This is a genomic window from Collinsella aerofaciens (assembly GCF_015553355.1).
In the GTDB taxonomy this organism is placed as follows: Bacteria; Actinomycetota; Coriobacteriia; order Coriobacteriales; family Coriobacteriaceae; genus Collinsella; species Collinsella aerofaciens_V.
The window spans coordinates 52,833-76,219 of record NZ_JADNGN010000002.1 but is presented as its reverse complement, the minus strand read 5'-3'; the positions used below and the strand labels follow the sequence as shown (position 1 = coordinate 76,219).

At 59.2% G+C, this 23,387-nt stretch carries 19 protein-coding genes; 13 read left to right on the top strand and 6 right to left on the bottom strand.

Annotation, left to right across the window (positions count from 1 at the left end):
• Positions 1 to 91: 91 nt before the first annotated feature.
• From I2D57_RS01245 to I2D57_RS01210, 8 genes are all read left to right on the top strand, one after another.
• Positions 92 to 796: a zinc metallopeptidase gene (locus tag I2D57_RS01245; protein ID WP_195361197.1), complete on the top strand. Its 705-nt coding sequence runs from the start codon at positions 92 to 94 to the stop codon at positions 794 to 796.
• Positions 797 to 911: 115 nt separating this feature from the next.
• Positions 912 to 2,363, top strand: a complete 1,452-nt coding sequence (gene xseA / locus I2D57_RS01240) for an exodeoxyribonuclease VII large subunit (protein ID WP_324249178.1) — start codon at positions 912 to 914, stop codon at positions 2,361 to 2,363.
• Between the two features lie 42 nt (positions 2,364 to 2,405).
• Positions 2,406 to 2,672, top strand: coding sequence for an exodeoxyribonuclease VII small subunit (xseB, locus tag I2D57_RS01235; RefSeq protein ID WP_006234311.1), 267 nt, complete (start codon positions 2,406 to 2,408; stop codon positions 2,670 to 2,672).
• Positions 2,673 to 2,721: 49 nt separating this feature from the next.
• The gene (locus tag I2D57_RS01230; protein WP_022094103.1) at positions 2,722 to 3,057 is read left to right on the top strand and encodes a histidine triad nucleotide-binding protein; all 336 of its coding nucleotides are present in this window, start codon (positions 2,722 to 2,724) and stop codon (positions 3,055 to 3,057) included.
• A 41-nt stretch (positions 3,058 to 3,098) separates the two neighbouring features.
• Positions 3,099 to 3,989 (top strand): LysR family transcriptional regulator, encoded by an 891-nt coding sequence (locus I2D57_RS01225; protein WP_195361196.1) that lies wholly within the window; start codon positions 3,099 to 3,101, stop codon positions 3,987 to 3,989.
• A 119-nt stretch (positions 3,990 to 4,108) separates the two neighbouring features.
• Positions 4,109 to 5,269, top strand: coding sequence for an MFS transporter (locus I2D57_RS01220; protein ID WP_195361195.1), 1,161 nt, complete (start codon positions 4,109 to 4,111; stop codon positions 5,267 to 5,269).
• A gap of 120 nt (positions 5,270 to 5,389) precedes the next feature.
• Positions 5,390 to 6,568, top strand: coding sequence for an acetate/propionate family kinase (locus I2D57_RS01215; RefSeq protein WP_195361194.1), 1,179 nt, complete (start codon positions 5,390 to 5,392; stop codon positions 6,566 to 6,568).
• Positions 6,569 to 6,731: 163 nt separating this feature from the next.
• Positions 6,732 to 7,910, top strand: a complete 1,179-nt coding sequence (locus tag I2D57_RS01210; RefSeq protein WP_195361193.1) for an acetate/propionate family kinase — start codon at positions 6,732 to 6,734, stop codon at positions 7,908 to 7,910.
• Between the two features lie 553 nt (positions 7,911 to 8,463).
• Here the strand turns inward: I2D57_RS01210 and pta are convergent.
• The gene (pta, locus tag I2D57_RS01205; protein WP_006234296.1) at positions 8,464 to 9,444 is read right to left on the bottom strand and encodes a phosphate acetyltransferase; all 981 of its coding nucleotides are present in this window, start codon (positions 9,442 to 9,444) and stop codon (positions 8,464 to 8,466) included.
• 231 nt (positions 9,445 to 9,675) lie between these two features.
• Here pta and glf point away from each other — a divergent pair, with 231 nt between their 5' ends.
• Complete coding sequence (glf, locus tag I2D57_RS01200; protein ID WP_195361192.1) at positions 9,676 to 10,878, top strand: UDP-galactopyranose mutase; 1,203 nt, start codon at positions 9,676 to 9,678, stop codon at positions 10,876 to 10,878.
• The gene (locus I2D57_RS01195) at positions 10,871 to 11,902 is read left to right on the top strand and encodes a glycosyltransferase family 2 protein (RefSeq protein ID WP_195361191.1); all 1,032 of its coding nucleotides are present in this window, start codon (positions 10,871 to 10,873) and stop codon (positions 11,900 to 11,902) included. Before glf ends, I2D57_RS01195 begins: the two co-directional genes overlap by 8 nt.
• 369 nt (positions 11,903 to 12,271) lie before the next feature.
• Here the strand turns inward: I2D57_RS01195 and I2D57_RS01190 are convergent, their stop codons facing one another.
• The 5 genes from I2D57_RS01190 to ppk1 all read right to left on the bottom strand — a co-directional run bounded on the left by I2D57_RS01190 (position 12,272) and on the right by ppk1 (position 18,503).
• The gene (locus I2D57_RS01190) at positions 12,272 to 13,273 is read right to left on the bottom strand and encodes a P1 family peptidase (RefSeq protein WP_195361190.1); all 1,002 of its coding nucleotides are present in this window, start codon (positions 13,271 to 13,273) and stop codon (positions 12,272 to 12,274) included.
• Between the two features lie 101 nt (positions 13,274 to 13,374).
• Complete coding sequence (locus tag I2D57_RS01185; RefSeq protein ID WP_195361189.1) at positions 13,375 to 13,956, bottom strand: Maf family protein; 582 nt, start codon at positions 13,954 to 13,956, stop codon at positions 13,375 to 13,377.
• Positions 13,953 to 14,495, bottom strand: coding sequence for a DJ-1 family glyoxalase III (locus I2D57_RS01180; protein WP_195361188.1), 543 nt, complete (start codon positions 14,493 to 14,495; stop codon positions 13,953 to 13,955). Before I2D57_RS01180 ends, I2D57_RS01185 begins: the two co-directional genes overlap by 4 nt.
• Before the next feature lie 178 nt (positions 14,496 to 14,673).
• Entirely contained in the window at positions 14,674 to 16,002 is a 1,329-nt protein-coding gene (gene rlmD, locus I2D57_RS01175) for a 23S rRNA (uracil(1939)-C(5))-methyltransferase RlmD (RefSeq protein ID WP_195361187.1), read from the bottom strand.
• A 98-nt stretch (positions 16,003 to 16,100) separates the two neighbouring features.
• A complete protein-coding gene (ppk1, locus tag I2D57_RS01170) occupies positions 16,101 to 18,503 on the bottom strand; it encodes a polyphosphate kinase 1 (RefSeq protein WP_229055548.1) in 2,403 nt (800 codons plus the stop codon).
• Positions 18,504 to 19,058: 555 nt separating this feature from the next.
• Between ppk1 and arcA (I2D57_RS01165) the strand changes: the two genes are divergently transcribed.
• The 3 genes from arcA (I2D57_RS01165) to arcA (I2D57_RS01155) all read left to right on the top strand — a co-directional run.
• The gene (gene arcA, locus I2D57_RS01165; RefSeq protein ID WP_006234281.1) at positions 19,059 to 20,300 is read left to right on the top strand and encodes an arginine deiminase; all 1,242 of its coding nucleotides are present in this window, start codon (positions 19,059 to 19,061) and stop codon (positions 20,298 to 20,300) included.
• 149 nt (positions 20,301 to 20,449) lie between these two features.
• A complete protein-coding gene (locus tag I2D57_RS01160; RefSeq protein WP_195361185.1) occupies positions 20,450 to 21,574 on the top strand; it encodes an aminotransferase in 1,125 nt (374 codons plus the stop codon).
• Positions 21,575 to 22,147: 573 nt separating this feature from the next.
• Positions 22,148 to 23,387, top strand: a 1,240-nt coding sequence (gene arcA / locus I2D57_RS01155; protein ID WP_006234281.1) for an arginine deiminase, incomplete at its 3' end; no start/stop codon positions are given.

The window sequence follows — 23,387 nt, the reverse complement described above, 5'->3', positions numbered from 1 at the left end:
CGCTGACATTGCCAAAACATTGATGTTGATTTGCTGGTCAGTCGAATGGGTAAAATGCCTCCAACGTGTAACTCGACTCGGAGGAATTCGCATGCCTTATTACTATGGATACGGCTTTGTCATCGACCCGCTGTACCTGCTGGTTGTTCTTGTCTGCACGGTGCTTGGCCTTGCTGCGCAGAGCTATATCAATTCGACGTACAAGACCTGGTCCAAGGTTCGCTCGGACGGCGACACGGGCGCCACGGTTGCTCGCCGCATGCTTGACGCCAACGGTTGCAATGCCGTGGGTATCAAGGGTGTTGCCGGTGAGCTCACCGACCATTACAACCCGCAGGATAACAACCTGTATCTGTCGGATGCCAACCGTTCGGGCGGTTCGGTCGCAAGCGTTGCCGTCGCCTGCCACGAGGCGGGCCATGCCGTCCAGTGTCAAAGCGGCTATGCCATGATGAAAGTACGTACCGCCCTCGTGCCGGTCGTCAACTTTACCCAGAACACCTGGACCATCGTGTTGCTCTTGGGCCTGTTTATGAACATTGCCGGGCTCACGACCCTCGCGCTGATCTTCTTCTCGTTTAGTGTGTTGTTCCAGTTGGTTACGCTGCCGGTCGAGATTGATGCCAGCCGCCGCGCCGTGGCATATATTGAGCAGTCGGGTATGAGTTCCAAGCAGGTCAACGGTGCCAAGAAGGTGCTGACGGCCGCCGCGCTTACCTATGTTGCCGCTGCGCTCACCTCGATTATTCAGCTGCTCTATCTTATGGCTCGCTACAACAGAAACTCCAACCGATAACAAATTGGGTCGCTGGGCGCCGCGGGGATTCGTGTCCCCGCGGCGCTGTACTATGTGTTGGACTTGAATTTGCGCAGGGCCGAAGCCCTTGTGCACGATAACGAAAGGAGGCTGCGTGGCAGGCTGGAATCTAACCGGCAATGCCGTTTCCGCCGAGTTTGACGGTTCGGATGAGCAGGAGCGCAAGGAGCTCAGCGTGAGCCAGGCGGTGGAGATCGCCGCTGGTGCGCTCGATGCCATTCCGCAGCTGAGTGTCCTGGGCGAGGTCACGGGTTTCCGTGGTCCCAACGCCCGAAGCGGCCACTGCTACTTCCAGATTAAAGACGACTCGGCCGCCGTCGACTGCATCATCTGGAAGGGCGCCTATCTCAAGCGTACCTTCGATCTGCGTGACGGCATGCAGGTGAGCTTTAAGGGCAGCTTCAACCTCTATAAGCCCACGGGTCGTATGAGCTTTGTCGCTCGCTCGTTTTCGCTGGCGGGGGAGGGTCTGCTGCGTCAACAAGTGGCGCAACTGGCCGAAAAGCTACGCCGCGAGGGCCTGATGGACGAAGCGCGCAAACGCCGCATCCCGGTGTTCTGCTCACGCGTGGCGGTTGTCACCTCGCTTTCCGGTGCGGTAATCGACGACGTCAAGCGTACGCTGCGCCGACGCAACCCGCTCGTCGAGCTCGTCTGCGTGGGCGCAAAGGTCCAGGGCGAGGGTGCGCCGGCAGAGCTTATTGAAGGCTTGCACCGCGCCGCTGCCATTACGCCAGCGCCCGACTGTATTTTGCTGGTGCGTGGTGGCGGTTCCTTCGAGGACCTCATGACCTTTAACGACGAGGAGCTTGCCCGTGCGGTGGCGGCTTGCCCTGTGCCCGTGGTGACCGGCATTGGCCATGAGCCCGATACCTCGATTTGCGACATGGTGAGCGACCGCCGCGCCTCCACGCCCACGGCGGCGGCCGAATCGGTGGCGCCGGCCATGACGGAGTTGGCCGATGTGCTCGAGGCGCGCCATCAGCGTCTGGGTGCCGCGATGGCATCGATGATTGGGTCGGCCCAGGTCGACCTGGAGATGCTCGATCAGCGTGGCCGTCGTTCCTGGGATACCTATACGGCTCGCTTGGGCGACGCGCTCGATGCGGCCGCATGCCGCCCGTGTCTCAACGATCCGACATTTATGGTCGAGCGTCGTGAGTCAGAGCTTGCCTTGACGGCCGATCGTTTGTCCGGTGCCATAACGCGCTCGGTCGGGGCGTTCCGATCCAGCTTTGAACGCCTGCCCGAGCGTCTGGCTACAAGCACCTCGGGACTCGATGGCAAGCGCCATGCGCTCACGCTTGCGAGTTCCCGTCTGGAGCATCAGGGACGTACGATGCTCAGCAAGCCAGTGTCCGACCTGGGCCGAGCTGCCGCGTCGCTCGATGCCCTGTCGCCGCTCAAGGTGCTTGCCCGTGGCTATTCCATCGCATACAGCGATGATGGTGTGGCTACGAGCGCCAAGACCTTTAAGCCCGGCGACGCCATCCGCGTGCGCATGGCAGACGGCAACGTGGCAGCAACGGTCAATACGGTCGAGTAGACCGCGTTTCATAGCGATAAACCTTTAGGAAAGGAAACAGATATGGCAGAGAAGACCCCGGTCGAGCAGCTTACGTACAAGCAGGCTTCGCAGGAGTTGGAGCTCATCATACGCAGCTTGGAATCGGGCGATATGGAGCTCGAGGAGTCGCTTGAGAGCTATACCCGCGGCGTCGAGCTCCTCAAGAGCCTGCGTACCCGCTTGTCCGATGCCGAGCAGAAGGTCTCGGTGCTCCTGAAGGACGTCGACGGCAACGACGTGCTCGCCGACGGCGAAGCCGCCAACACCGACGACAACCTTTCGTTCTAACCACCCCGACCAAATATAATTACCTTGGTCTGCGAGAAAGGAACCAACCATGTGTGATTGCATCTTCTGCAAAATTGCCAACCACGAGATCCCCTCGACCGTCGTTTACGAGGACGACCAAGTCATCGCCTTCGACGACCTCAATCCCCAGGCGCCGGTCCACACGCTCGTGATCCCCAAGAAGCACTACAGCGACATCGCCGATAACGTGCCCGCCGAGACCATGGGCGCCATGGCCCACGCCATCCAGGAGGTCGCCAAGGTCAAGGGCTTGGAGGACGGTTTCCGCGTCATCTCCAACAAGGGCGTCAACGCTGGCCAGACCGTAATGCACTTCCACATGCACGTCCTCGGCGGCAAGAACCTGGGCGAGAACCTCATCTGAGGACGCACAGCCCGTCGCCTTGGCTGCCTTTGGAGTAACCTATGCAGCTTTCTCAACTCGAATACCTTCAAGCGGTAGCGAACTATGGCGGCGTGCGCAAAGCGGCTCGCGCCGTTCACGTGAGTCCGCAGGCCGTTTCGTCGGCAATAAAAAAGTTGGAATCTGAGTATCAGATTGTTTTGCTCGACCGATCGGCGGGGGAGGCTGTTTTGTCTCCGGCGGGCAGAGAATTTGCGCATCGTGCACGCGTGATCCTGGCGCAAGTCGACGATCTCAAAAAGTACGCTCAATCGGGGAACGGCGGCGTTTCGCCCGACGGCCATTTCCGTCTTTACGCCCCCTGTCTTCACGGGCGGGGGCGTCTTTTTTCCGAAAACTGGTACGACTCGTTTGAAAGCTCGCACCCTCAGATTCACCTTGATGTTTGGCATCAGCCGACGGCTACATGCTTTGAATCACTTGTGCTTGGCATTTCGGATGCGGCCATCTCATTTGAGGAACCAAGGGACAGTGTCCTTTCTTCGAAATACTTGGGTGAAAAGGAGCTCAAGGTTCTTTCGTGCCCAGCGGGTCATCAATCTGTGGGTGCTATGACCGTTCGTGAGTTACTGGGCGGCAGGTTAGCTGTTCCCATTAATTTGTCGCCCTGTCTCAATGCAGTCAATCAATGTCCCGAAGCTCAGCTGGTTAATTTCCGCTTTCGCGATGTCGAATACGGAAACAGGGCGCAGACTGAGTTTCTTCAAGCCGGGGGATTGATATTGAGTTTTTCTGGCTCTTCTCTCGCATCAGATGGACTGGAAGTGAGCGAGTGCTCCATTGAAGGCTCGCATGACGTAGCCTTGCCCATCTACTTTTGCTATCGACAAAATGCCTGGACCGATCGACACCAGACGGTTTTTCTGCACCTATTGCGTCATCTTGCTTCGTGAGATTAATTGGCTTCGAGACGTCAAGTGATTATTGACGCCTTGCAACACATAGCTGACAGTTTTGCCCTCATGCTTTTCTAAGATTCCGATTTAGATTGCTGACTCTTGGAGGGCGGGGCATGAAAAACCGTACGATTTTGCTTTATATGATGTTCGTTTTCCTGTCGAACTTTAGCACCATCTTGTATTTTCTAACCGTCTACCTTGAGTTCGTCGGGCTTTCGATGGTAGCGATTTCTAGCATGATGATTGCATATCAAATGAGCAAGTTCATCCTTGAAGTTCCCACTGGCTATATTGCCGATAGGTTTGGACGAAAGACAAGTGGTCTCGTTGGCGTCGTGGGGATGCTTGGATACTATGTCGCCCTGCTTCTCGTCCGTTCTCCTCTGCTTTTAATCGGCGCGTTTGCTCTCAAAGGTTTTGCCGTTGCATGTGTGAGCGGATCCATAGAAGCGATTTACATTGACAGCGTCTCTCAGGACCAGCTCGTAAGACTTAATGTCGTTGAGCGATTTGTTTTCTATGCCTCTTATGCCATCTCCGCTTGCGTGGGCGGTTTCATTTCGTCCGTTGGCGCGTATCTCATTGGGCTTTCGGTCGATATCATCACAATGGTGCTGACATTGGTTGTCGTTGTCTGTATTCCTGAGGCGAGAAGAGAGGGCGCTGCGGTGACACCTGGGCATGGAATGAGCCCGAAGATGATCGGTGCTGCTATTGCGGGTAATGGCATTCTTCGGTCAGCGTTCATCATGGACTGTTCTCAGGCATTTGCTTTTGTCGCCCTGGAAGACTTCTTCTCACTGTTGCTTGCAGGCCGCGGAATGAATGCTGTCGCTTCGGGCGCGACCATTGCGGTCCAGCTCCTTGCCTCCGCCTCCATAGGATTTATTGTGCCCAGTGTGATTGCTCGTGTCGACAAGGGCCGTTTTGCGCGTATTTGCGGCATCATTCGCTTAGTATTGACAGCTTTGTTTTTGATTCCCCTTACTCCGGCTAATTTGATGCCCGTGTTCTATGTGCTGCAGACGGTTGCGTACTCGTTGTTTGCCCCAATCAAATACTCGATTTTTCAAAATGCTGCCGATTCTTCGATGCGCTGTTCACTGATTTCGGTTCAAAGCCAGATGGTGGCGGTGGGTGCCATCCTTTTCTATCTGTTCAATGCTGCGTTGAGCAGCATCGCGGACATTCGAGTCATATTGCTTGTTGCGCTCGGGATTTCTTCTCTGGTGTATATCCCCGCGCTCTTTCGTCTTACAAGCCAAAGGCCATGAGTATTTAGGCACCGATAACTTATATATCAACGCAATAAACCCGAGCGTGAGGGCGTTTGGGTTTATTATTGAAACGTATGTAACCTGGCGGCGCCACACCGCCTGTTAGTAGGGAGACACATGAACGTTCTGGTCGTCAACGCAGGATCTTCGACGCTTAAGTATCAGGTCATCGATACCAAGTCCCACAAGGTGTCCGCAAAGGGCTCCTGCGAGCGCGTCTGCTTTACCGGCGGTACCTTCACCCACGCTGCCAACGGTTCCAAGAAGGTGACCGAGAACATCGAGTTCCCCGACCACAAGGTCGCCATCGAGGTCGTTCTGAAGGATCTCGAGGCCAACGGCGTCAAGATTGAGGGCATTGGCCACCGTATCGTTCAGGGCGGCTGGTACTTTGGCGATTCCTCCCTTGTCGACGAGGACGTTCTCGCCAAGATTCGCGAGGTCGCCCCGCTGGCGCCGCTGCACAACAACCCCGAGGCCAACGTTATCGAGTACTGCCTGGAGCAGTATCCCGACCTGCCCAACGTTACGGTCTACGACACCGCTTTCCACTTCAACATGCCCGAGGTCGCCAAGACCTACGCCCTGCCCAAGGACGTTTGCGACAAGCTGCACATCCGTAAGTATGGCGCTCATGGCACCAGCTACCGTTACATCTCCAAGAAGGTCGCCGAGATGACCGACGGCGAGGCCCGCAAAGTCGTCGTGTGCCATATCGGCTCCGGCGCTTCCCTGTGCGCCATCGAGGACGGCAAGTGCATGGACACCACCATGGGCCTCACCCCGCTCGACGGCGTCATGATGGGCACCCGCTGCGGCTCCATCGACCCGGCTACCGTGTGCTACCTGCAGCGCGAGGGCGGCTACACCTTCGACGAGGTCGACGAGATGATGAACAAGAAGTCCGGCCTTTTGGCTGTGACCGGTGGCAAGACCAACGACTGCCGCAACGTCGAGGAGCTTGCCGCCGCTGGCGACCCCGAGGCTCAGCTCGCCTTCGACATGTTCGTCTACAAGATTGCCGCCAAGGCTGCCGAGATGGCCACTTCCATGTGTGGCATGGACACGCTGGTCTTCACCGCCGGCATCGGTGAGCACGCTCCGGCCGTTCGCGCCGGCGTTGCCGACCGTCTGGCCTTTATGGGCGTCAAGATGGACCATGCCCGTAACGCCCTGCGTGGCGATGGCGCTTGGTGCCTGTCTGCCAAGGATTCCAAGGTCAAGATTTTCGTCATCCCCACGGACGAGGAGTTCATGATCGCTTCCGACGTCGAGCGCATCGTCAACGGCAAGTAATTGCAAGAGGGGAGGGGCTGGACGACCGAGCGCCGTTCGGCCCCCTTTTATGCTCGTTGGGCGATATGCCTGATAGCTATTTATTAAGTTGTGATAACTTCTTATTAAAATGCGGCCGCCTTAAGGGGTCTGCGTCGACCGTATTGCACTGCAAAGGAGTCTCATGAACGTACTTGTTGTCAACGCCGGCAGCTCAAGCCTTAAATATCAGCTTTTGGATACCGATACCCGCAAGGTTTTCGCCAAGGGCAACTGCGAGCGTATCGGATCGGACATGGGCATCTTTGGTCACTCCGAGAACGGTGGCGCCAAGCAAACCGAGGAGGTCCCTTTCCCCGATCATCGCTCTGCTATCGCTCGCGTGCTCGAGGAGCTCGAGAAGACCGACTTTACGATTGATGGCATTGGGCATCGCATCGTTCAGGGCGGCTGGCACTTCGATGATTCCGCAGTTGTCGACGACGAGGTTATGGCCAAGATTCTCGAGGTGGCACCGCTTGCTCCGCTGCACAACTACGGCGAGGCCGCAGCAATCGAGTATTGCCGCGAGAAGTATCCGGAGCTGCCCAACGTCGCCGTCTTCGATACCTCGTTTCACATGACCATGCCCGAGGTCGCCTATACCTACGCGCTGCCCAAGGACGTGTGCGACAAGTACCACGTGCGCAAGTACGGCGCCCACGGCACGAGCCACCGCTATGAGTGGATGATGGCCAAGGAGATCCTGGGTTCGCGCTGCCACCGCCTGCTCTCGTGCCATTTGGGCAACGGCGCCTCGCTTGCCGCCATCGAGGACGGCGTGTGCCGCGACACCACGATGGGGCTCACGCCGCTTGACGGCCTGATGATGGGAACCCGCTGCGGCTCCATCGACCCGGCTACCGTGTGCTACCTGCAGCGTGAGGGCGGCTACAGCTATCAGGAAGTCGACGACATGATGAACAAGCAGTCTGGTCTGCTTGCTATCTCGGGTATCTCCAACGACGCCCGCGACATCCGCACGCGCGCTTCCGAGGGAGATGAGCGCTGCCTGCTTGCCTTCGATATGTTCGCCTATAAGGCTATGCAGCAGGCCGGCTCCATGATCGCTTCCATGGCGGGCGTGGATACCATCACCTTTACCGCCGGCATCGGCGAGAACGACTGGTCGATCCGCAAGGCCTTCTGCGACTGCTTTGAGTGGCTGGGCGTGCGCATCGACAACAACAAGAACCGCGAGGCCGTGGGCAACGGCCCGCAGGTCATCAGCGCCGCCGGTTCTGCCGTCACGGTCATGGTCATCCCCACCGACGAGGAATACATGATCGCCCACGACGTCGAGCGTCTGACCAAGAACAACTAACGCGCGCATTTGCAAGTAAACGAAAGGCCTCCAGAGCAACAGCTCCGGAGGCCTTTTTGCTGACAGGCGGACGGCGGAAACTCCATCCCATTTCGAGCGCAAATTCTGGGATACGCTTTCCAGTTGAGGCATGTTGCGGAAAGTGTGACCCACAATAAAGCATAATTCCGTCCCACGGTTTCCCAAACAGGCCCCAAGCGGAAGCTGCATCCCACAATCCGCCTCCAAACCGGGACACACTTTCCGGCGGGCTAGACATCAGACCGCAGCCAACATTTCGGTCCCAAAGTGACCATATCTGCATCGTTTGACCCTCCAGCAACGGCACTCATCCATTCAGTTTTTCAGCTCCAGCTCGTAGCCAAGCCGCCGTCCACCCCAGATACCCTGATTGCTACGTGGCGGTAGAAGGCCGTACGGGCAAACCCCTGAAAACAATCCGCAGACCAGAAACGCCCCCGTTCGTAGCTCCGGAGGAGCAGAACGGGGGCGCTTCATTGGTCGAGGACGTTTTCAGGGGTTTGCCCGTACGGCCTTCGGGCGAGTGCGTACGCTACTCAGCCATCTGAGCCTGGACGGCGGTGATGGCCACGACACCCACGATGTCGTCGGCAGAGCAGCCGCGCGAAAGGTCGTTAACCGGCTTGGCGATGCCCTGCAGGATGGGGCCGTAGGCGTCGGCGCCGGCGAAGCGCTGGACCAGCTTGTAGCCGATGTTGCCGGCCTCGAGGTCGGGGAATACGAGCACGTTGGCCTTGCCGGCGACAGAGGAGCCGGGAGCCTTGAGCTGGGCGACGGTGGGGACGATGGCAGCATCGAGCTGCAGGTCACCGTCGATGGCGAGCTCGGGAGCCTTCTCCTTGCAGAACTTCACGGCCTCCTGGACCTTCTTGGCGACCTCGCCACCGGCGGAACCCATGGTGGAGTAGGAGAGCATGGCCACGTGCGGCTCAACGTTGCCCATGAAGGTGGACCAGGAGTGAGCGGAGGCGATGGCGATCTCGGAGAGTTCGTCGGAGGACGGGTTGATATTGAGACCACAGTCGGCGAAGATCAGCGTGCCGTCGGTGCCGAACTGCGGGGTGTCGGTGCACATCACGAAGAAGGCCGAGACCAGCTTGGTGCCCGGGGCGGTTTTGAGGATCTGCAGCGCGGGGCGCAGGGTGTCGGCGGTGGAGTGGCAGGCGCCGGAGACCAGGCCGTCGGCATCGCCCATCTTGACCATCATGGTGCCAAAGTAGGTGGCGTCCATCACCTGGGCGCGAGCCTGCTCGATGGTAACGCCCTTCTTGGCGCGGAGCTCGGCAAACTTCTGTGCGTACTCCTCGTGCTTCTCGGCATTGCGTGGGTCGATAACGGTAGCGCCGGGAACGTTGATCTCGTCGGGGTTGCCCAGGATGACGATCTTTGCCAGGCCCTCCTCGATGATTTTGGTGGCCGCGACGATAGTGCGCGGATCCTCGCCCTCGGGCAGGACGATCGTCTTAAGGTCGGCCTTGGCGGCAGACTTCATACGGTTTAGGAAATCACTCATGTTACTCCTTACAAGCGTTTCGCTAAGCTCCAGGCGCCCGGCTGTTCACGAATAAACCCGCTGCTAGCGGGTCTACCTTTCAATTATGTTCGCCGCTGTGCTTGAGCTTTCCTTGTGTGGCAAGCTCATTATAGGACGCATTAGCGCTATAATCGCTCTGATAAATATGTCTCGAAGAATGTTCGAGAAAAGCCCAGCTAACGAGCCCGTGGCTTTTGACAAGGAGTATCGATGCAGATTACCTCAGGCCTGCCTGAAGGCTTTAACGCCGGCGCGTACGACATGATTGTCGTCGGTGCCGGATATGCCGGTGCCGTTTGTGCCCGCCGTCTTGCCGAGACCATCGGCTATCGTGTTGCCGTTTTGGAGCGCCGTAGCCACATTGCGGGCAATGCCTATGACTGCACTGACGAGGCCGGAATCCTGATCCACGAGTACGGTCCGCATATCTATCACACTTTTAACGAGCGCGTGCACAATTTCCTGTCGCGCTTTACCAAGTGGACGGATTATCAGCACAAGGTGCTCGCCAACATCAACGGTACCCTTATGCCCGTGCCCTTCAACCATGCGAGTCTCAAGCTCGCCTTTGGTGACGAGCGCGGCGAGGAGCTGTATCAGAAGCTCGTGGAGACCTTTGGCAAGGATGTCAAGGTGCCCATTATGGAGCTTCGTAAGAAGAACGACCCCGACTTGGCCGAGGTCGCCGATTATGTCTACGAGAACGTCTTTTTGCATTACACCATGAAGCAGTGGGGCCAGACGCCCGATCAGATCGACCCCTCGATCACCGGCCGCGTTCCCGTCTTTGTGGGTGATGATGACCGCTACTTCCCGCAAGCTCCCTTCCAGGGCATGCCGCAGGAGGGCTACACGGCGCTCTTTGAGCACATGCTCGACCACGACCTAATCGACGTGTTCTGCGACGTGGACGCCCGCGATCTCTTTGAGATCGACGAGACTACCGTCAAGATCGACGGCAAGGTCTATGGCGGCGAGATCGTCTACACCGGTCCACTCGACGAGCTGTTCAACCTCGACCTGGGCGCGCTGCCGTACCGCACGCTCGATATGAAGTTCGAGACGCTCGATATGGATCAGTTCCAGCCCGTGGGCACCGTCAACTACACCACGAGCGAGGACTATACGCGTATTACCGAGTTCAAGAACATGACCGGTCAGGTCCTGCCCGGCAAGACCACCATCATGAAGGAGTACTCCAAGGCCTATACGCCCGGCTCGGGCGAGACGCCGTACTACGCCATTCTTGAGCCCGAGAACCGTGAGCTCTATGAGCGCTATCTTGAGCGCGTCCAGAACCTGACGAACTTCCACCCGGTGGGTCGTCTGGCCGAGTATCGTTACTACGATATGGACGCCGTGACCAATTCCGCCCTCGATCTTTCGGATGAGATTATCGCCTGCCATGCATAAAGTCATAACATTCGGTATTCCCTCGTATAACGCCGCCAAGGACATGGACCATTGCATCACCTCCATCTTGGAGGGGAGCAATTACGCCACCGATATCGAGATTATCGTGGTGGACGACGGCTCCAAGGACGAGACGGCCGCCAAGGCCGACGAGTGGGAGGCGCGTTATCCCGGTATCATTCGCGCGGTACACCAGGAGAACGGCGGCCACGGTATTGCCGTCCTTTCGGGTCTGCGCGAGGCACAGGGCACTTACTACAAGGTCGTCGACTCGGACGACTGGCTCGACGCTGCGGCTCTTTCGACTATGCTGTCGATTCTGCGTGGCTTTGAAGAGCGCGATCAGCGCGTTGACCTGTTTATCTCGAACTACGTGTACGAGAAGGTTTACGAGGGCACGCATACCGCTATTGGCTACAAATTTGCCCTGCCGCGCAAAAAGATCTTTTCCTGGGATCAGATCGGTCATTTCCGCCTGGACCAGAACCTACTCATGCACAGCCTGTGCTATCGCACGGATGTGCTGCGCGAGTCCAACCTTCCCATGCCGCCGCACACGTTCTATGTGGACAACATCTACGCCTATGTGCCGTTGCCGCGTTGCAAGACCATGTACTACGCCGACATCGACCTCTATCGCTACTTTATCGGTCGCGAGGGCCAGAGTGTCAACGAGGCCACGATGGTCAAGCGTCTGGACCAGCAGTTCCGTGTTACGCGTATCATGATGGAGTCGTACCACCTGTACAGCGATGTCGAGTCGTCGCGCCTGCGTTCGTACATGATGGGCTACTTCACCATGATGATGGCGATCTGCTCGGTTCTCACCAAGCTTTCTGAGGAAGATTGCGCCGACGAGCGCCTAAAGACGCTGTGGAATGATTTGAAGGCCTACGACGAGCGCATGTATCGTCGTGCCCGCTACGGCGTGGTCGGGTTCTTCACCAATCTGCGCGGACGGGCCGGAGACAAGACCACACTCGGCCTATACCGTCTTGCCTCAAAGATCTTCAAATTCAACTAGCTGCTGAGTAATCGCTGCTGATAGGTTGACTGGGCCCCTTGGCCTTTAGTTTGCTACTGCGAACAGTTCTGCTCGCACGGAAAGCACATTAAGTGCTTTCCGGTTCGTGTGGAACTTGTATCAAACTAAAGGCCAAGGGGCCTCTGCTATAAATCGATTGTCAGATAGGTGAATTTGAAGATCTTCGACGCGCGGTACACAGGGGCCTGGGCTGAAAAGAATCTGGTTGGTAGGTTGCCCGGTGGGGCTTGGTTATGTTTGTCGCGAGTTCCGCACGAGCCGAAGAGCACTTAATGTGCTCTTCGTGCGAGCCAGGACTGTAGAGCAGCAAACATAACCAAGGCCCACCGGGCAACCGGACGAGCTAGTTTACTTTGCGGCACCGGGGATGCCGTGGGAGGTTTTGGCGGTTTTGGCTCCGTTTACGATGGCAGTTTCCAGGGCCCTTACTGCGAGCATGCCCAGCAGGTCTAGGGGAACGGTGGCGCTTGCCTGGGCGCCCAGTTTGCCGCTGGCGAGGGTGTAGATAGTGTCGCCGTCGTTGGTGGTGTGCGTGGGACGGATGGCGTGTGCGTAGGCGTCTGCGGCCATCTGGGAGACCTTGGTGGCTTGTGCCTTAGTGAGTTCCACGTTGGTGACGATGCAGCTGATGGTGGTGTTGGTGCGGTCGAGCGGCATCTGCATGGATCCGGCGGCGGCAAAGGCTGCGAGTTCCATGTCGACGATCTGGTCGCTATCGGCTGCGGCGCGCATACCGGCAACCCACTCGCCGGTGAAGGGGTCGACAACGTTGCCGCAGGCGTTGACCGAGACCACGGCGCCCACCTTGATGGGGCCGAGCGCCACGGCGGCAGCGCCAAGGCCGGCCTTCATGCAGGTAGCGGGGCCCATGAGCTTACCCACGGTAGCGCCCGTGCCGGCGCCTACGTTGCCCTGTTCGAGCTTGGTGGGGGTGTTGTCGAGTGCTTCGCGCACGGCGGCGATGCCGGCCTCAATGTCGGGGCGAACGGTGGGGTTACCAAAGGCGAGGTCGAAGATACAGCTCGAGCACACGATAGGCACCTGCGTGGGGCCGACAGGAAGGCCGATGCCGCGGCTCTCAAGCTCGCGAGCGACGCCGCTTGCAGCCTCGAGGCCAAAGGCCGATCCGCCCGAAAGGCAGACGGCGTGGACCTTGTCGACGGTGTTCTCAGGTCGCAGCAGGTCGGTTTCGCGCGAAGCGGGAGCACCGCCGCGAACGTCAACACCGCCGGTGGCGCCCTCGGGTGCCACGATTACGGTGCAACCGGTGCCGGCCTCCTCGTCCGTATAGTTGCCATAGCAAAAGCCATCGACATCGCAGACGTCAATGGCCTCGAGCAGTGTATCCATGTTTAACTCCTATCGGTTTTCCGCCGCGCCTTGTGCCCGGTCGGGATCCGTACGGTACGCCAAAATTGTAGGCGCTGGGGGACACCCGGCGCCAGATGCAATTACGAGAGTTTTTGAATGGCACGTGCGACGCGGGCGATGGGTAGGCCCACCACGTTATAGAAGTCGCCCGAAATATCGTTCACGAGCATGCGGCCGCCTGTGCCCTGGATGCCGTAGGCGCCTGCCTTATCCATGGGCTCACCCGAGGCAACGTAGTGCTCGATCTGCTCGTCGGTGAGCTCGTAGAACGTCACGTTGGTCACATCGACAAAGGACAGGCTCTCGGCGGCATGCGGGGCGGCCGTATCGCCTGCCTTAACGATGCAGACGCCGGTTGCGACCTGGTGCGTGCGGCCCGAAAGCTCACGGAGCATGGTGCGCGCCTCGTCCTCGGTTGCTGGCTTGCCCAGAATCTTGCCGTCAAAGGTGACGATGGTGTCGGCCGCGACCGTCAGCTCATTGGGTTCGGCATACTCGGCAGCAACGGCAGCCGCCTTGGCGCGTGCCAAGCGCTCGACAAGCGTGAGCGGGGCCTCGCCATCAAAGGGCGTTTCGTCGATATCCGCGGGAATCACGCGAATGTTGTAGCCTGCCTCGCGCATCAACTCGATGCGGCGCGGCGATTGCGAAGCCAAAATCATAGTTGGATGCCCTCGGCGACCTTCTCGACGGCCTTGTCGCCGGCGAGCGTGCGCAGCAGCTCAAGCGCAAAGGGGAGCGACTGGGCCATGCCGCTGGCGGTGATGATGTTGCCGTCTTGCGTAACCTTCTCGCCGGTATAGGCGCCTTCGGGGAAGCTTTTCTCAAAGCCAGGGAAGCACGTGGCATGGCGTCCCTCGAGCAGGTCGAGCTCGCCCAGGATAAACGGGGCGGCGCAGATGGCGGCGACGTACTTGGTCGCGGCGAACTCGCAGACCACGTCGCAGACGCGCTGATCGGCGCGCAGGTTGGTGGCACCGGGCAGGCCGCCGGGCAGCACGACGCAGTCGTACTCGTCAAAGTCGATCTCATCAAAGAGCGCATCGCAGGTCACGGGGATCTGCAGCGAGCTTACGACCTCACGCGTGGGCATGATCGAGACGAGCGTGGCGCGCACGCCGCCGCGACGCATGACATCGACCATGGTCAAGCATTCAATAGTTTCAAAGCCATCGGCGGCGAGAACGGCAACGCTGGGCATGAGGGTTCCTTTCATAGACGGCATACAATTAGCCGTCTTATACCCCGAAGACCTCCGCTTGCCACGCTCGATTTCCCAATGTTTAAAAAGGGACGGGGATTAAATAATCATTCGGTGCAAATTGATTATTTAATCCCCGTCCCAGAAAAATCATCGGGCGTGGTCTTGGGCAAACAGTCTAGTTGCGCTTGAGGTGGACGACGGTTTCGCAGTGGAAGGTTTGTGGGAACAGGTCGACTGGCGTGATTTTTACGGGGGAGAAGGTGCCTTCCTCGACAAAGCGTTTGAGATCTCGCGCCAGGGTGGCCGGGTCGCAGCTCACGTAGGCGACGTCGCGGGCACTCGTGCTGGCGATAAGGTCGATCGCCTCGGGGGCGAGGCCTGCGCGCGGCGGGTCGACCACCAAGACGTCGGCATCCTGGTCGGGGAACTCGCGTACCGCGTCTCCGCCAATGACGTCGACGTTATCAAGCTTGTTGATCTCCAGGTTACGGCGCAGGTCGCGCACGGCGGGGCCGTAGGCCTCGACGGCGGCGACAAAGTCGCAGCGGCGGGCGAGCGGCAGGGTAAAGGTGCCGGCACCGCAGTACAGGTCCACGGCAAGCTCGTCTTCCTGCGGGTCGAGCGCTTCCATGACAAGCTCGATCAAAATCTCGGCACCCTTGGTGTTGACCTGGAAAAAAGACGGGGCAGACAAGCGCATCTGACCCTCGGCGATATTCTCGGTCCATGAGCCCTCTCCGGCGAGCATTTCGACCTTGGAGACACGGCGGGCCTTCTTTTCGCCCTTGCTCATCACGCGCACGACACTTGTGGGGTGCACGGCGTCTGCCAACACGCGCGAGACTTGCGAGCGCGGGAAAGAGCCCGTAGGCGTCCAGAGCGCCACCTCGAGTGCCTTGGTGCGACGCGAGGCGCGAATGCCCACGCGCTCAAGGCCCAGGTCGTGGCTGCCGCTCAGATAATTGAGCGCGCCGACGACCGATTTGAGTGCCTTGGGGAAGCGTTTGTCGAACAACGGGCACGAATCGACGGTCACGATCTTGCGAGGATCGACACCGTGCATGCCAAGGCGCACGCGACCGTTGACGACGGTCGGTTCGAGCTCGATTTTATTGCGGTAGCCCCAGTCGTCCTTGGTGTGGCAGATGGGCTGTACCAACTCATCGACCTGCTCAGGAGCGAACTTGCCGATGCGCTCGAGCGTGGAGCGCAGGTTTTGCTCCTTGGCGGCGAGCTGTGCCGTGCGTGAGAGATTGCCCCACGAGCAGCCGCCGCAGATGCCCACGAAGGGGCAGGGAGGCTGAATGCGATCGGGGCTTGGCTCCAGAATCTCGGTGGTGCGGCCACGCATGAACGACTTGCCGTCCTGTACGACCTCGGCCTCGACGGTGTCGCCTGCCACGGCGCCCTGCACAAAGACGGCCTTGCCGTTGTCGGCGTGTGCCAGCCCGTCGGCGCCGTAGGTCATCGATTCTATAGTGAGCTTCATATTCCTGCCTGTCATTCGCGTTGTTGTTCGCACCATGGTAGCAGGGAAAAGCGCCCCGCATCCGAGGCTTTCCTCAAATGCGGGGCGCTTCTACAAACTGCTTCTACAAACGACTATTTCGTCTTGCCGGTAATGAGCGTCTTAAGACCCAGGCCGATTAGACCCAGGCCCATGCGCACGCGGCCGGGGCGATGGCGCTCGATGGCCTTGGTCTTGCCGGCGGGCTTATCGCGACGGGCGCTCGTCTCGGGTGCGGGCTTGGTGACCTGCGGATCGGGCTGAGGTGCAGGTGCAGGCTCGGGCTCAATGACGGTCGCCTGGACCTCTTGGACCTTGGGTGCTACTGGCTGCGGCTCGGCCTCGGGGGCAGGTTCCGCCTCAATGACGGGCTCGGGCGCGGCCTCGGCGTTGCGATAGGCGCGCTCCAGCAGAGCCTCCTGCGAGTTGAAGGGTTTCTCACCCTCTGCACGCTCCACGGGGACCCAGGTGCCGTCGCTCGTGAGGCTGCGGGCCTTCACGTTGTCCCGCAGCTGCATGCCCATGTACTCGTGTACCAGGGCGCGGCAGGTGGGGTCGAGCACAGGGAAGGCGATCTCCACGCGGTGCTCGGTGTTACGTGTCATCATGTCTGCCGAGCTCAGGTAAATCATGTCCGAGTCCACGCCAAAAGCGTAAACACGGGCGTGCTCCAAAAAGCGTCCGACGATGGAGCGGACATGTACGTTCTCGGTCTTGCCCGGAACACCGGGCTTGAGGCACGAGATGCCGCGGATGATCATGTCTACGCGCACGCCGGCACACGATGCCTCGGCGATCTTGTCGATAACCTCGCGGTCGGTCAGCGAGTTGAGCTTAAAGAACACGCGGGCGGGCTCGCCGGCAAGGGCGCGCTGGATCTCGCGGTCAAGCCCGCGCATGATGAGCGGTTTCAGTCCGACGGGCGCCACACCCAGGAAGCGGTAGTCGCCGCGCAGGTTGCCCAGCGACAGATTGCGGAAGAACAGGTTGGCGTCCTCGCCGATGCCGGGATGGGCTGTCATGAGCATAAAGTCGCTGTAGAGTTTGGCCGTCTTCTCGTTAAAGTTGCCGGTGCCCAAAAGCGTGAGGCGCGTTAGCGCCATGCCCTCGCGATAGGTGAGCTGGCAGATCTTTGAGTGGCATTTAAAGCCCTCGGAACCATAGATGACGGTGCAGCCGGCCTCTTCCAGGCGCTCGGCCCACTCGATGTTGTTCTGCTCGTCAAAGCGGGCACGAAGTTCCATGAGCACCGTGACCTCTTTGCCGTTCTCGGCAGCATCGATCAGCGACTCGCACAGGCGGCTCTGCTTGGCCACGCGGTAGAGCGTGATGCGCAGCGAGATGCACTCGGGGTCGTAGGCGGCCTCGTGCACCAGATCCAGGAAGGGGTTCATGGCCTCGTAGGGATAAAAGAGCAGCTTGTCGTGCTGCAGCACCTGCTCGCGGATGGAGCGGGTCATGTCGATGGTGGGATTGGGCTGCGGCCTAAACGGCGTAAAGAGCAGCTCGTTGCGCAGGTGCTCGGGAATCTTGCCCTCAATGCCAAAGACGTAGCCCAGGTCGAGCGGGATATCGCAGGTAAAGACAGAGCGGCGCGAAAGCTCGAGCGCCTTGCGGATGGTCTTGAGCGTTGCCTTCTCGAGCGACCCCGAGACCGCGAGCACTACCGGCTGCAGACGCAGGCGCTTCTTGAGGATGCGCTTCATGTGCTGGCGGTAGTCCTCTTCCTCTTCGACGCCCTCGCCGTCCGGATCGATGTCGGCGTTGCGGGTGACGCGGATCAGCGCACGATCCAGCGGCTTATAGGAGCCAAAGCAGCTGTCCAGGCAGGCGAGGATGACGTCCTCGAGCAAGATGTAGGAGTAAGTGCCGGTGGGCGAGGGGATCTCGACCACGCGGTTCATCGAGGCGGGAATCTCGATAAGGCCCAGCAGGCTCTCCTCGTCGGTGGCGCCGTCCAGACCACAGGCCAGATAGAGCGCGCCATTGCGTAGGTTGGGGAAGGGGTGGCGAGGATCGATGACCAGCGGCGAGATGACCGGCGACACGTAGGCCTGGAAGTAGCGGGTTACAAAGGTGCGCTCCTCGGGCGTAAGCGAATCGATGCGGGCGCGGTGAACGCCCAAGGTGTCGAGCTTGCCCTCGATGCTCTTAAAGATGGACTCCCAACGGGTAAGGAGCCCGGGCATTTCGGCCATGACAGCATCGACCTGTTCGGAGGCGGTCATATTGCTCTTGTTGTCGACAGGTTGCTTTTTGAGCTCTGCCAGATCGGACAGGCCGCCCACGCGCACCATGAGAAACTCGTCGAGGTTAGACTCGAAAATCGATACGAACTTTAGACGCTCGAACAGCGGAACGGTCTCATCGAAGGCTTCGTCAAGCACACGGTTGTCAAAGCGTAGCCAGCTGAGCTCTCGGTTCTGCGTGTACGAGAAGTCGCGAGGCGGTTTGCGCAGCTTTGCGGCGGCTTGCTTTTTTTCGATTTTGCTCGGCATATGCATCTGTCCGTTCAGTCCCCGCAGGGGACGGTAGCCTAACCCTATTCACTATTGTCTCAATTTAGTCGACTTGTGGCACGGACGTATTGTGCGAACGGTATCTTTACCTACTTCTTACGCTGACAAGTCATAGGACTGACGCCCTGCTCGTCTGCAAGCGGTCTATATCCTCACTCAACTGGTACGTAAGTGTGAATAAGAATGATGGATAGCTGAATATCATTGAATGCAGGCGGAAACGTAAACAAACATCATTTATATACATAAAACCGATTTAGCTATGCAATTCTGAATCAAAAGTTTAGAGATGCAATTGCAAATAGTTTTTAGGAAAAAAGAGCGTTTACCTTAGAAAAGTTACTTTAGAACGCCGAAGTACATTATGGGGGAATCTCATGCGATATACCGTTCATCGCACTTTGTTGACCGTTCGGGGGCGAGGTGGAATTGCGGGTGGAATTTGGATATAACTAGAGCTGTCAGCAAGCAGCGTCCGCTATGGAAGGGCGCTGAGAGATTCGGCCGAAAGGCCCGAAAGAAAGGTAGGAGGCCATGACGAAAGGTCTGCACGTGCCTTCCGAGATCGGCAAGCTCAGGAAGGTCTGCCTGCACCGTCCCGGCGACGAGCTCCTCAACCTGCCGCCCGACGAGCTCGAGCGACTCCTGTTCGACGACGTCCCGTTCCTGGAGGTCGCGCAGCAGGAGCACGACACCTTCGCCCAGATCCTGAGGGACCAGGGCGTGGAGGTCCTCTATCTCGAGAACCTCGTCGCCGAGGTGTTCGACCAGGTCCCCGGCGCCCGCGCCGAGTTCACCGACCAGTACATCGCCGAGGCCGGCATCCGCGGCCAGCACATGCCGCAGATCGTCCGCGAGAAGCTGGACTCCATCGAGGACAACCTCGAGTTCGTCAAGAAGACCATGGCCGGCATGACCAAGTCCGAGATCGACATGCCCCTCACGGCGTCCACGACCCTCGACTCCCTGGTCAACTCCGAGTCCGAGTCCGACCTGATCATCGACCCGATGCCCAACCTCTACTTCACCCGCGACCCGTTCGCGGTCGTCGGCGAGGGCGTCAACCTCAACCGCATGTACTCGGTCACCCGCAACCGCGAGACCCTGTACGGCAAGTACGTCTTCAAGTACCACCCCGACTACAAGGACGTCTCGCTGTACTTCCGCCGCGACTGCCAGTTCCACACCGAGGGCGGCGACGTGCTGAACATCAACGAGAAGACCCTCGCCGTCGGCATCTCCCAGCGCACCCAGGCCGCCGCGATCGACGTCATGGCCCAGAACATCTTCTGGAACTCCGACTCCAAGGTCGAGCGCATCCTGGCCTTCGATATCCCGGTCTCGCGCGCCTTCATGCACCTCGACACGGTCTTCACCCAGATCGACGTCGATAAGTTCACGATCCACCCCGCCATCATGGGCACCCTGCGCGTCTACGAGCTGACCGCCGGCAAGAACCCGGGCGACGTGAACATCCGCCTGATCGAGGACACCCTCGAGCACGTCCTGGAGGACGCCACCGGCGTCGACCAGGTCAAGCTGATCCCCTGCGGCGGCGGCGACCCGATCGCGGCCTCCCGCGAGCAGTGGAACGACGGCTCCAACACCCTGTGCGTCGAGCCCGGCAAGATCTGCGTCTACGCCCGCAACACCGTCACCAACGACGTGCTGTACAAGGAGGGCCTGGACCTTCTCGTCGTGCCCTCCGCCGAGCTCTCCCGCGGCCGCGGCGGCCCGCGCTGCATGAGCATGCCCTTCTGGCGCGAGGACCTCTAAGGTCTTCAAGGACCCGTACAGGTCATAATACATACATCTAGCTGCCATTAGATGTCTCCCATTGGGGCGGTGCGGGTTTTCGCACCGCCCCAATCTTGTATGAGGAACGTCAACACGATTGGATGACTGCTTTTGTAAGGAGCTTGGCCATGGACATCAAGACGATTGGCGTTGAGGAATGGCTCAACGTTTGGGAGAAGAGCGCCACGTGGGACATCGCCCAGTCGACGATCTCGTCGCTCACCATGGGCGAGCTGCGCGCGCTCGATGAACAGGACGGCGCCACGTTCTACGAGCGCCTGGACCGCGAGAAGATGAACTACGGCTGGATCGAGGGCTCGCCGGAGTTTAAGGCCGAGGTTGCCAAGCTGTATCGTCGCGAGGTCAATCCCGATCACATTCTGCAGACCAATGGCTGCACGGGCGCTAACCTCAACGCCATCATGGCTGTGGTCGAGCCCGGCGACCATGTTATCGCCGAGTGGCCCACCTACGCGCCGCTCTACGAGATTCCGCGCACGCTGGGCGCCGAGGTCGAGTATTGGGAGCTTCGCGAGGAACTCGGCTGGAAGCCCGATATCGAGGAACTCAAGCGCTTGGTGCGCCCCAACACCAAGCTTATCTGCATAAACAACGCATCGAACCCCATCGGTACGGTGCTCGATGCCGATATGCTCGGCCAGATTGCCGAGATCGCCCGTTCGGTGGGCGCCTACGTGCTGTGCGACGAGGTGTATCTGCCGCTCGAAAGCACTGAGTCCTTTATGTCGATGGTCGACGTGTACGAGAGGGCCATTGTCACCAACTCGTTGTCGAAGACCTATTCGACGCCTGCGGCCCGCGTGGGCTGGGTCCTGGCCGACGAAGAGGTGTCCAACCGCATCCGTACCTATCGCGATTACACCATGATCTGCGGCGGCGTGTTCAACGATGCCCTAGCGACCTATGTGCTTGAGCACAAGGATAAGATTCTCGAGCGCAATCGCAAGATCGTGTTTGGCAACCGCGATATCGCGCAGGCTTGGATCGATACGCAGCATCGCGTTTCCTGGACGGCCCCGCAGGGCGTGTCCACCTCGTTTATCCAGCTGGATATTCCCGAGGACGACGAGGAGTTCTGCGAGCGCCTGCTGTCCGAGAGGGGAGTGCTGCTGGTACCCGGCAGCCGCTTTGAGCTTCCCTGTGGCGCACGCCTGGGCTACTGCGCGAGCGAGGACGTTCTGCGCGAGGGCCTGAGGCTTTTGGGCGAGGCGCTGGCGGAGTTCGATCGCTAGGATTCCGATGATCTTCGAGGGCGTTATCTAAATTGGCCGAAGATAATCGAAAACGGACCCGTTTCCCTAGTGAAGCGGGTCCGTTTTTCTGTACCGAGAAGTCAAGTTGTTACAAATGGGGCCGTAAAGCGAGCCGGTATCCGCTGGGCCTTATACTGAGTTTCCGGTGAACGGTATCAAGCGTCTGGTAAACGGTAATTTATTTACCAGAAATGAATAGGACAAACTTTTTTCTGAATAAAAATGAAAATGGTTGAGACGCGGTATGAACCGCTAATTCTATTCATAGCTTTAGTGGAAATATGCAATTTGAGGATGGTTTAACAAAGTTAAGTTCCATTTGATTTTAGGATTGAAAACGCGTTTAAGCACGTAAATACGCTTTATTAAGATGAAGTGTGCCATGCGTGAAGTATATGTGTATGCCGTTCACCCCCTATAAAAAACCGTTCGGGGGCAAGGTGGAAGTATGAGCTGATTTTGGATATAAATATGTCGTCAGCAATAACGCCTCACACGGAGGGGCGCTAACGAATCGGCCCTGACAAGGGCCCGAAAGAAAGGTAGGAGGCCATGACGAAAGGTCTGCACGTGCCTTCCGAGATCGGCAAGCTCAGGAAGGTCTGCCTGCACCGTCCCGGCGACGAGCTCCTCAACCTGCCGCCCGACGAGCTCGAGCGACTCCTGTTCGACGACGTCCCGTTCCTGGAGGTCGCGCAGCAGGAGCACGACACCTTCGCCCAGATCCTGAGGGACCAGGGCGTGGAGGTCCTCTATCTCGAGAACCTCGTCGCCGAGGTGTTCGACCAGGTCCCCGGCGCCCGCGCCGAGTTCACCGACCAGTACATCGCCGAGGCCGGCATCCGCGGCCAGCACATGCCGCAGATCGTCCGCGAGAAGCTGGACTCCATCGAGGACAACCTCGAGTTCGTCAAGAAGACCATGGCCGGCATGACCAAGTCCGAGATCGACATGCCCCTCACGGCGTCCACGACCCTCGACTCCCTGGTCAACTCCGAGTCCGAGTCCGACCTGATCATCGACCCGATGCCCAACCTCTACTTCACCCGCGACCCGTTCGCGGTCGTCGGCGAGGGCGTCAACCTCAACCGCATGTACTCGGTCACCCGCAACCGCGAGACCCTGTACGGCAAGTACGTCTTCAAGTACCACCCCGACTACAAGGACGTCTCGCTGTACTTCCGCCGCGACTGCCAGTTCCACACCGAGGGCGGCGACGTGCTGAACATCAACGAGAAGACCCTCGCCGTCGGCATCTCCCAGCGCACCCAGGCCGCCGCGATCGACGTCATGGCCCAGAACATCTTCTGGAACTCCGACTCCAAGGTCGAGCGCATCCTGGCCTTCGATATCCCGGTCTCGCGCGCCTTCATGCACCTCGACACGGTCTTCACCCAGATCGACGTCGATAAGTTCACGATCCACCCCGCCATCATGGGCACCCTGCGCGTCTACGAGCTGACCGCCGGCAAGAACCCGGGCGACGTGAACATCCGCCTGATCGAGGACACCCTCGAGCACGTCCTGGAGGACGCCACCGGCGTCGACCAGGTCAAGCTGATCCCCTGCGGCGGCGGCGACCCGATCGCGGCCTCCCGCGAGCAGTGGAACGACGGCTCCAACACCCTGTGCGTCGAGCCCGGCAAGATCTGCGTCTACGCCCGCAACACCGTCACCAACGACGTGCTGTACAAGGAGGGCCTGGACCTTCTCGTCGTGCCCTCCGCCGAGCTCTCCCGCGGCCGCGGCGGCCCGCGCTGCATGAGCATGCCCTTCTGGCGCGAGGATCTCT

Bases quoted from the DNA above. Each gene is read 5' to 3' on its own strand.
- I2D57_RS01245 (WP_195361197.1), top strand. From the start codon at position 92: ATGCCTTATTACTATGGATACGGCTTTGTCATCGACCCGCTGTACCTG.
- xseB (WP_006234311.1), top strand. From the start codon at position 2,406: ATGGCAGAGAAGACCCCGGTCGAGCAGCTTACGTACAAGCAGGCTTCG.
- I2D57_RS01230 (WP_022094103.1), top strand. From the start codon at position 2,722: ATGTGTGATTGCATCTTCTGCAAAATTGCCAACCACGAGATCCCCTCG.
- I2D57_RS01225 (WP_195361196.1), top strand. From the start codon at position 3,099: ATGCAGCTTTCTCAACTCGAATACCTTCAAGCGGTAGCGAACTATGGC.
- I2D57_RS01220 (WP_195361195.1), top strand. From the start codon at position 4,109: ATGAAAAACCGTACGATTTTGCTTTATATGATGTTCGTTTTCCTGTCG.
- I2D57_RS01215 (WP_195361194.1), top strand. From the start codon at position 5,390: ATGAACGTTCTGGTCGTCAACGCAGGATCTTCGACGCTTAAGTATCAG.
- I2D57_RS01210 (WP_195361193.1), top strand. From the start codon at position 6,732: ATGAACGTACTTGTTGTCAACGCCGGCAGCTCAAGCCTTAAATATCAG.
- pta (WP_006234296.1), bottom strand. From the start codon at position 9,444: ATGAGTGATTTCCTAAACCGTATGAAGTCTGCCGCCAAGGCCGACCTT.
- glf (WP_195361192.1), top strand. From the start codon at position 9,676: ATGCAGATTACCTCAGGCCTGCCTGAAGGCTTTAACGCCGGCGCGTAC.
- I2D57_RS01195 (WP_195361191.1), top strand. From the start codon at position 10,871: ATGCATAAAGTCATAACATTCGGTATTCCCTCGTATAACGCCGCCAAG.
- I2D57_RS01190 (WP_195361190.1), bottom strand. From the start codon at position 13,273: ATGGATACACTGCTCGAGGCCATTGACGTCTGCGATGTCGATGGCTTT.
- I2D57_RS01185 (WP_195361189.1), bottom strand. From the start codon at position 13,956: ATGATTTTGGCTTCGCAATCGCCGCGCCGCATCGAGTTGATGCGCGAG.
- I2D57_RS01180 (WP_195361188.1), bottom strand. From the start codon at position 14,495: ATGCCCAGCGTTGCCGTTCTCGCCGCCGATGGCTTTGAAACTATTGAA.
- rlmD (WP_195361187.1), bottom strand. From the start codon at position 16,002: ATGACAGGCAGGAATATGAAGCTCACTATAGAATCGATGACCTACGGC.
- ppk1 (WP_229055548.1), bottom strand. From the start codon at position 18,503: ATGCCGAGCAAAATCGAAAAAAAGCAAGCCGCCGCAAAGCTGCGCAAA.
- arcA (WP_006234281.1), top strand. From the start codon at position 19,059: ATGACGAAAGGTCTGCACGTGCCTTCCGAGATCGGCAAGCTCAGGAAG.
- I2D57_RS01160 (WP_195361185.1), top strand. From the start codon at position 20,450: ATGGACATCAAGACGATTGGCGTTGAGGAATGGCTCAACGTTTGGGAG.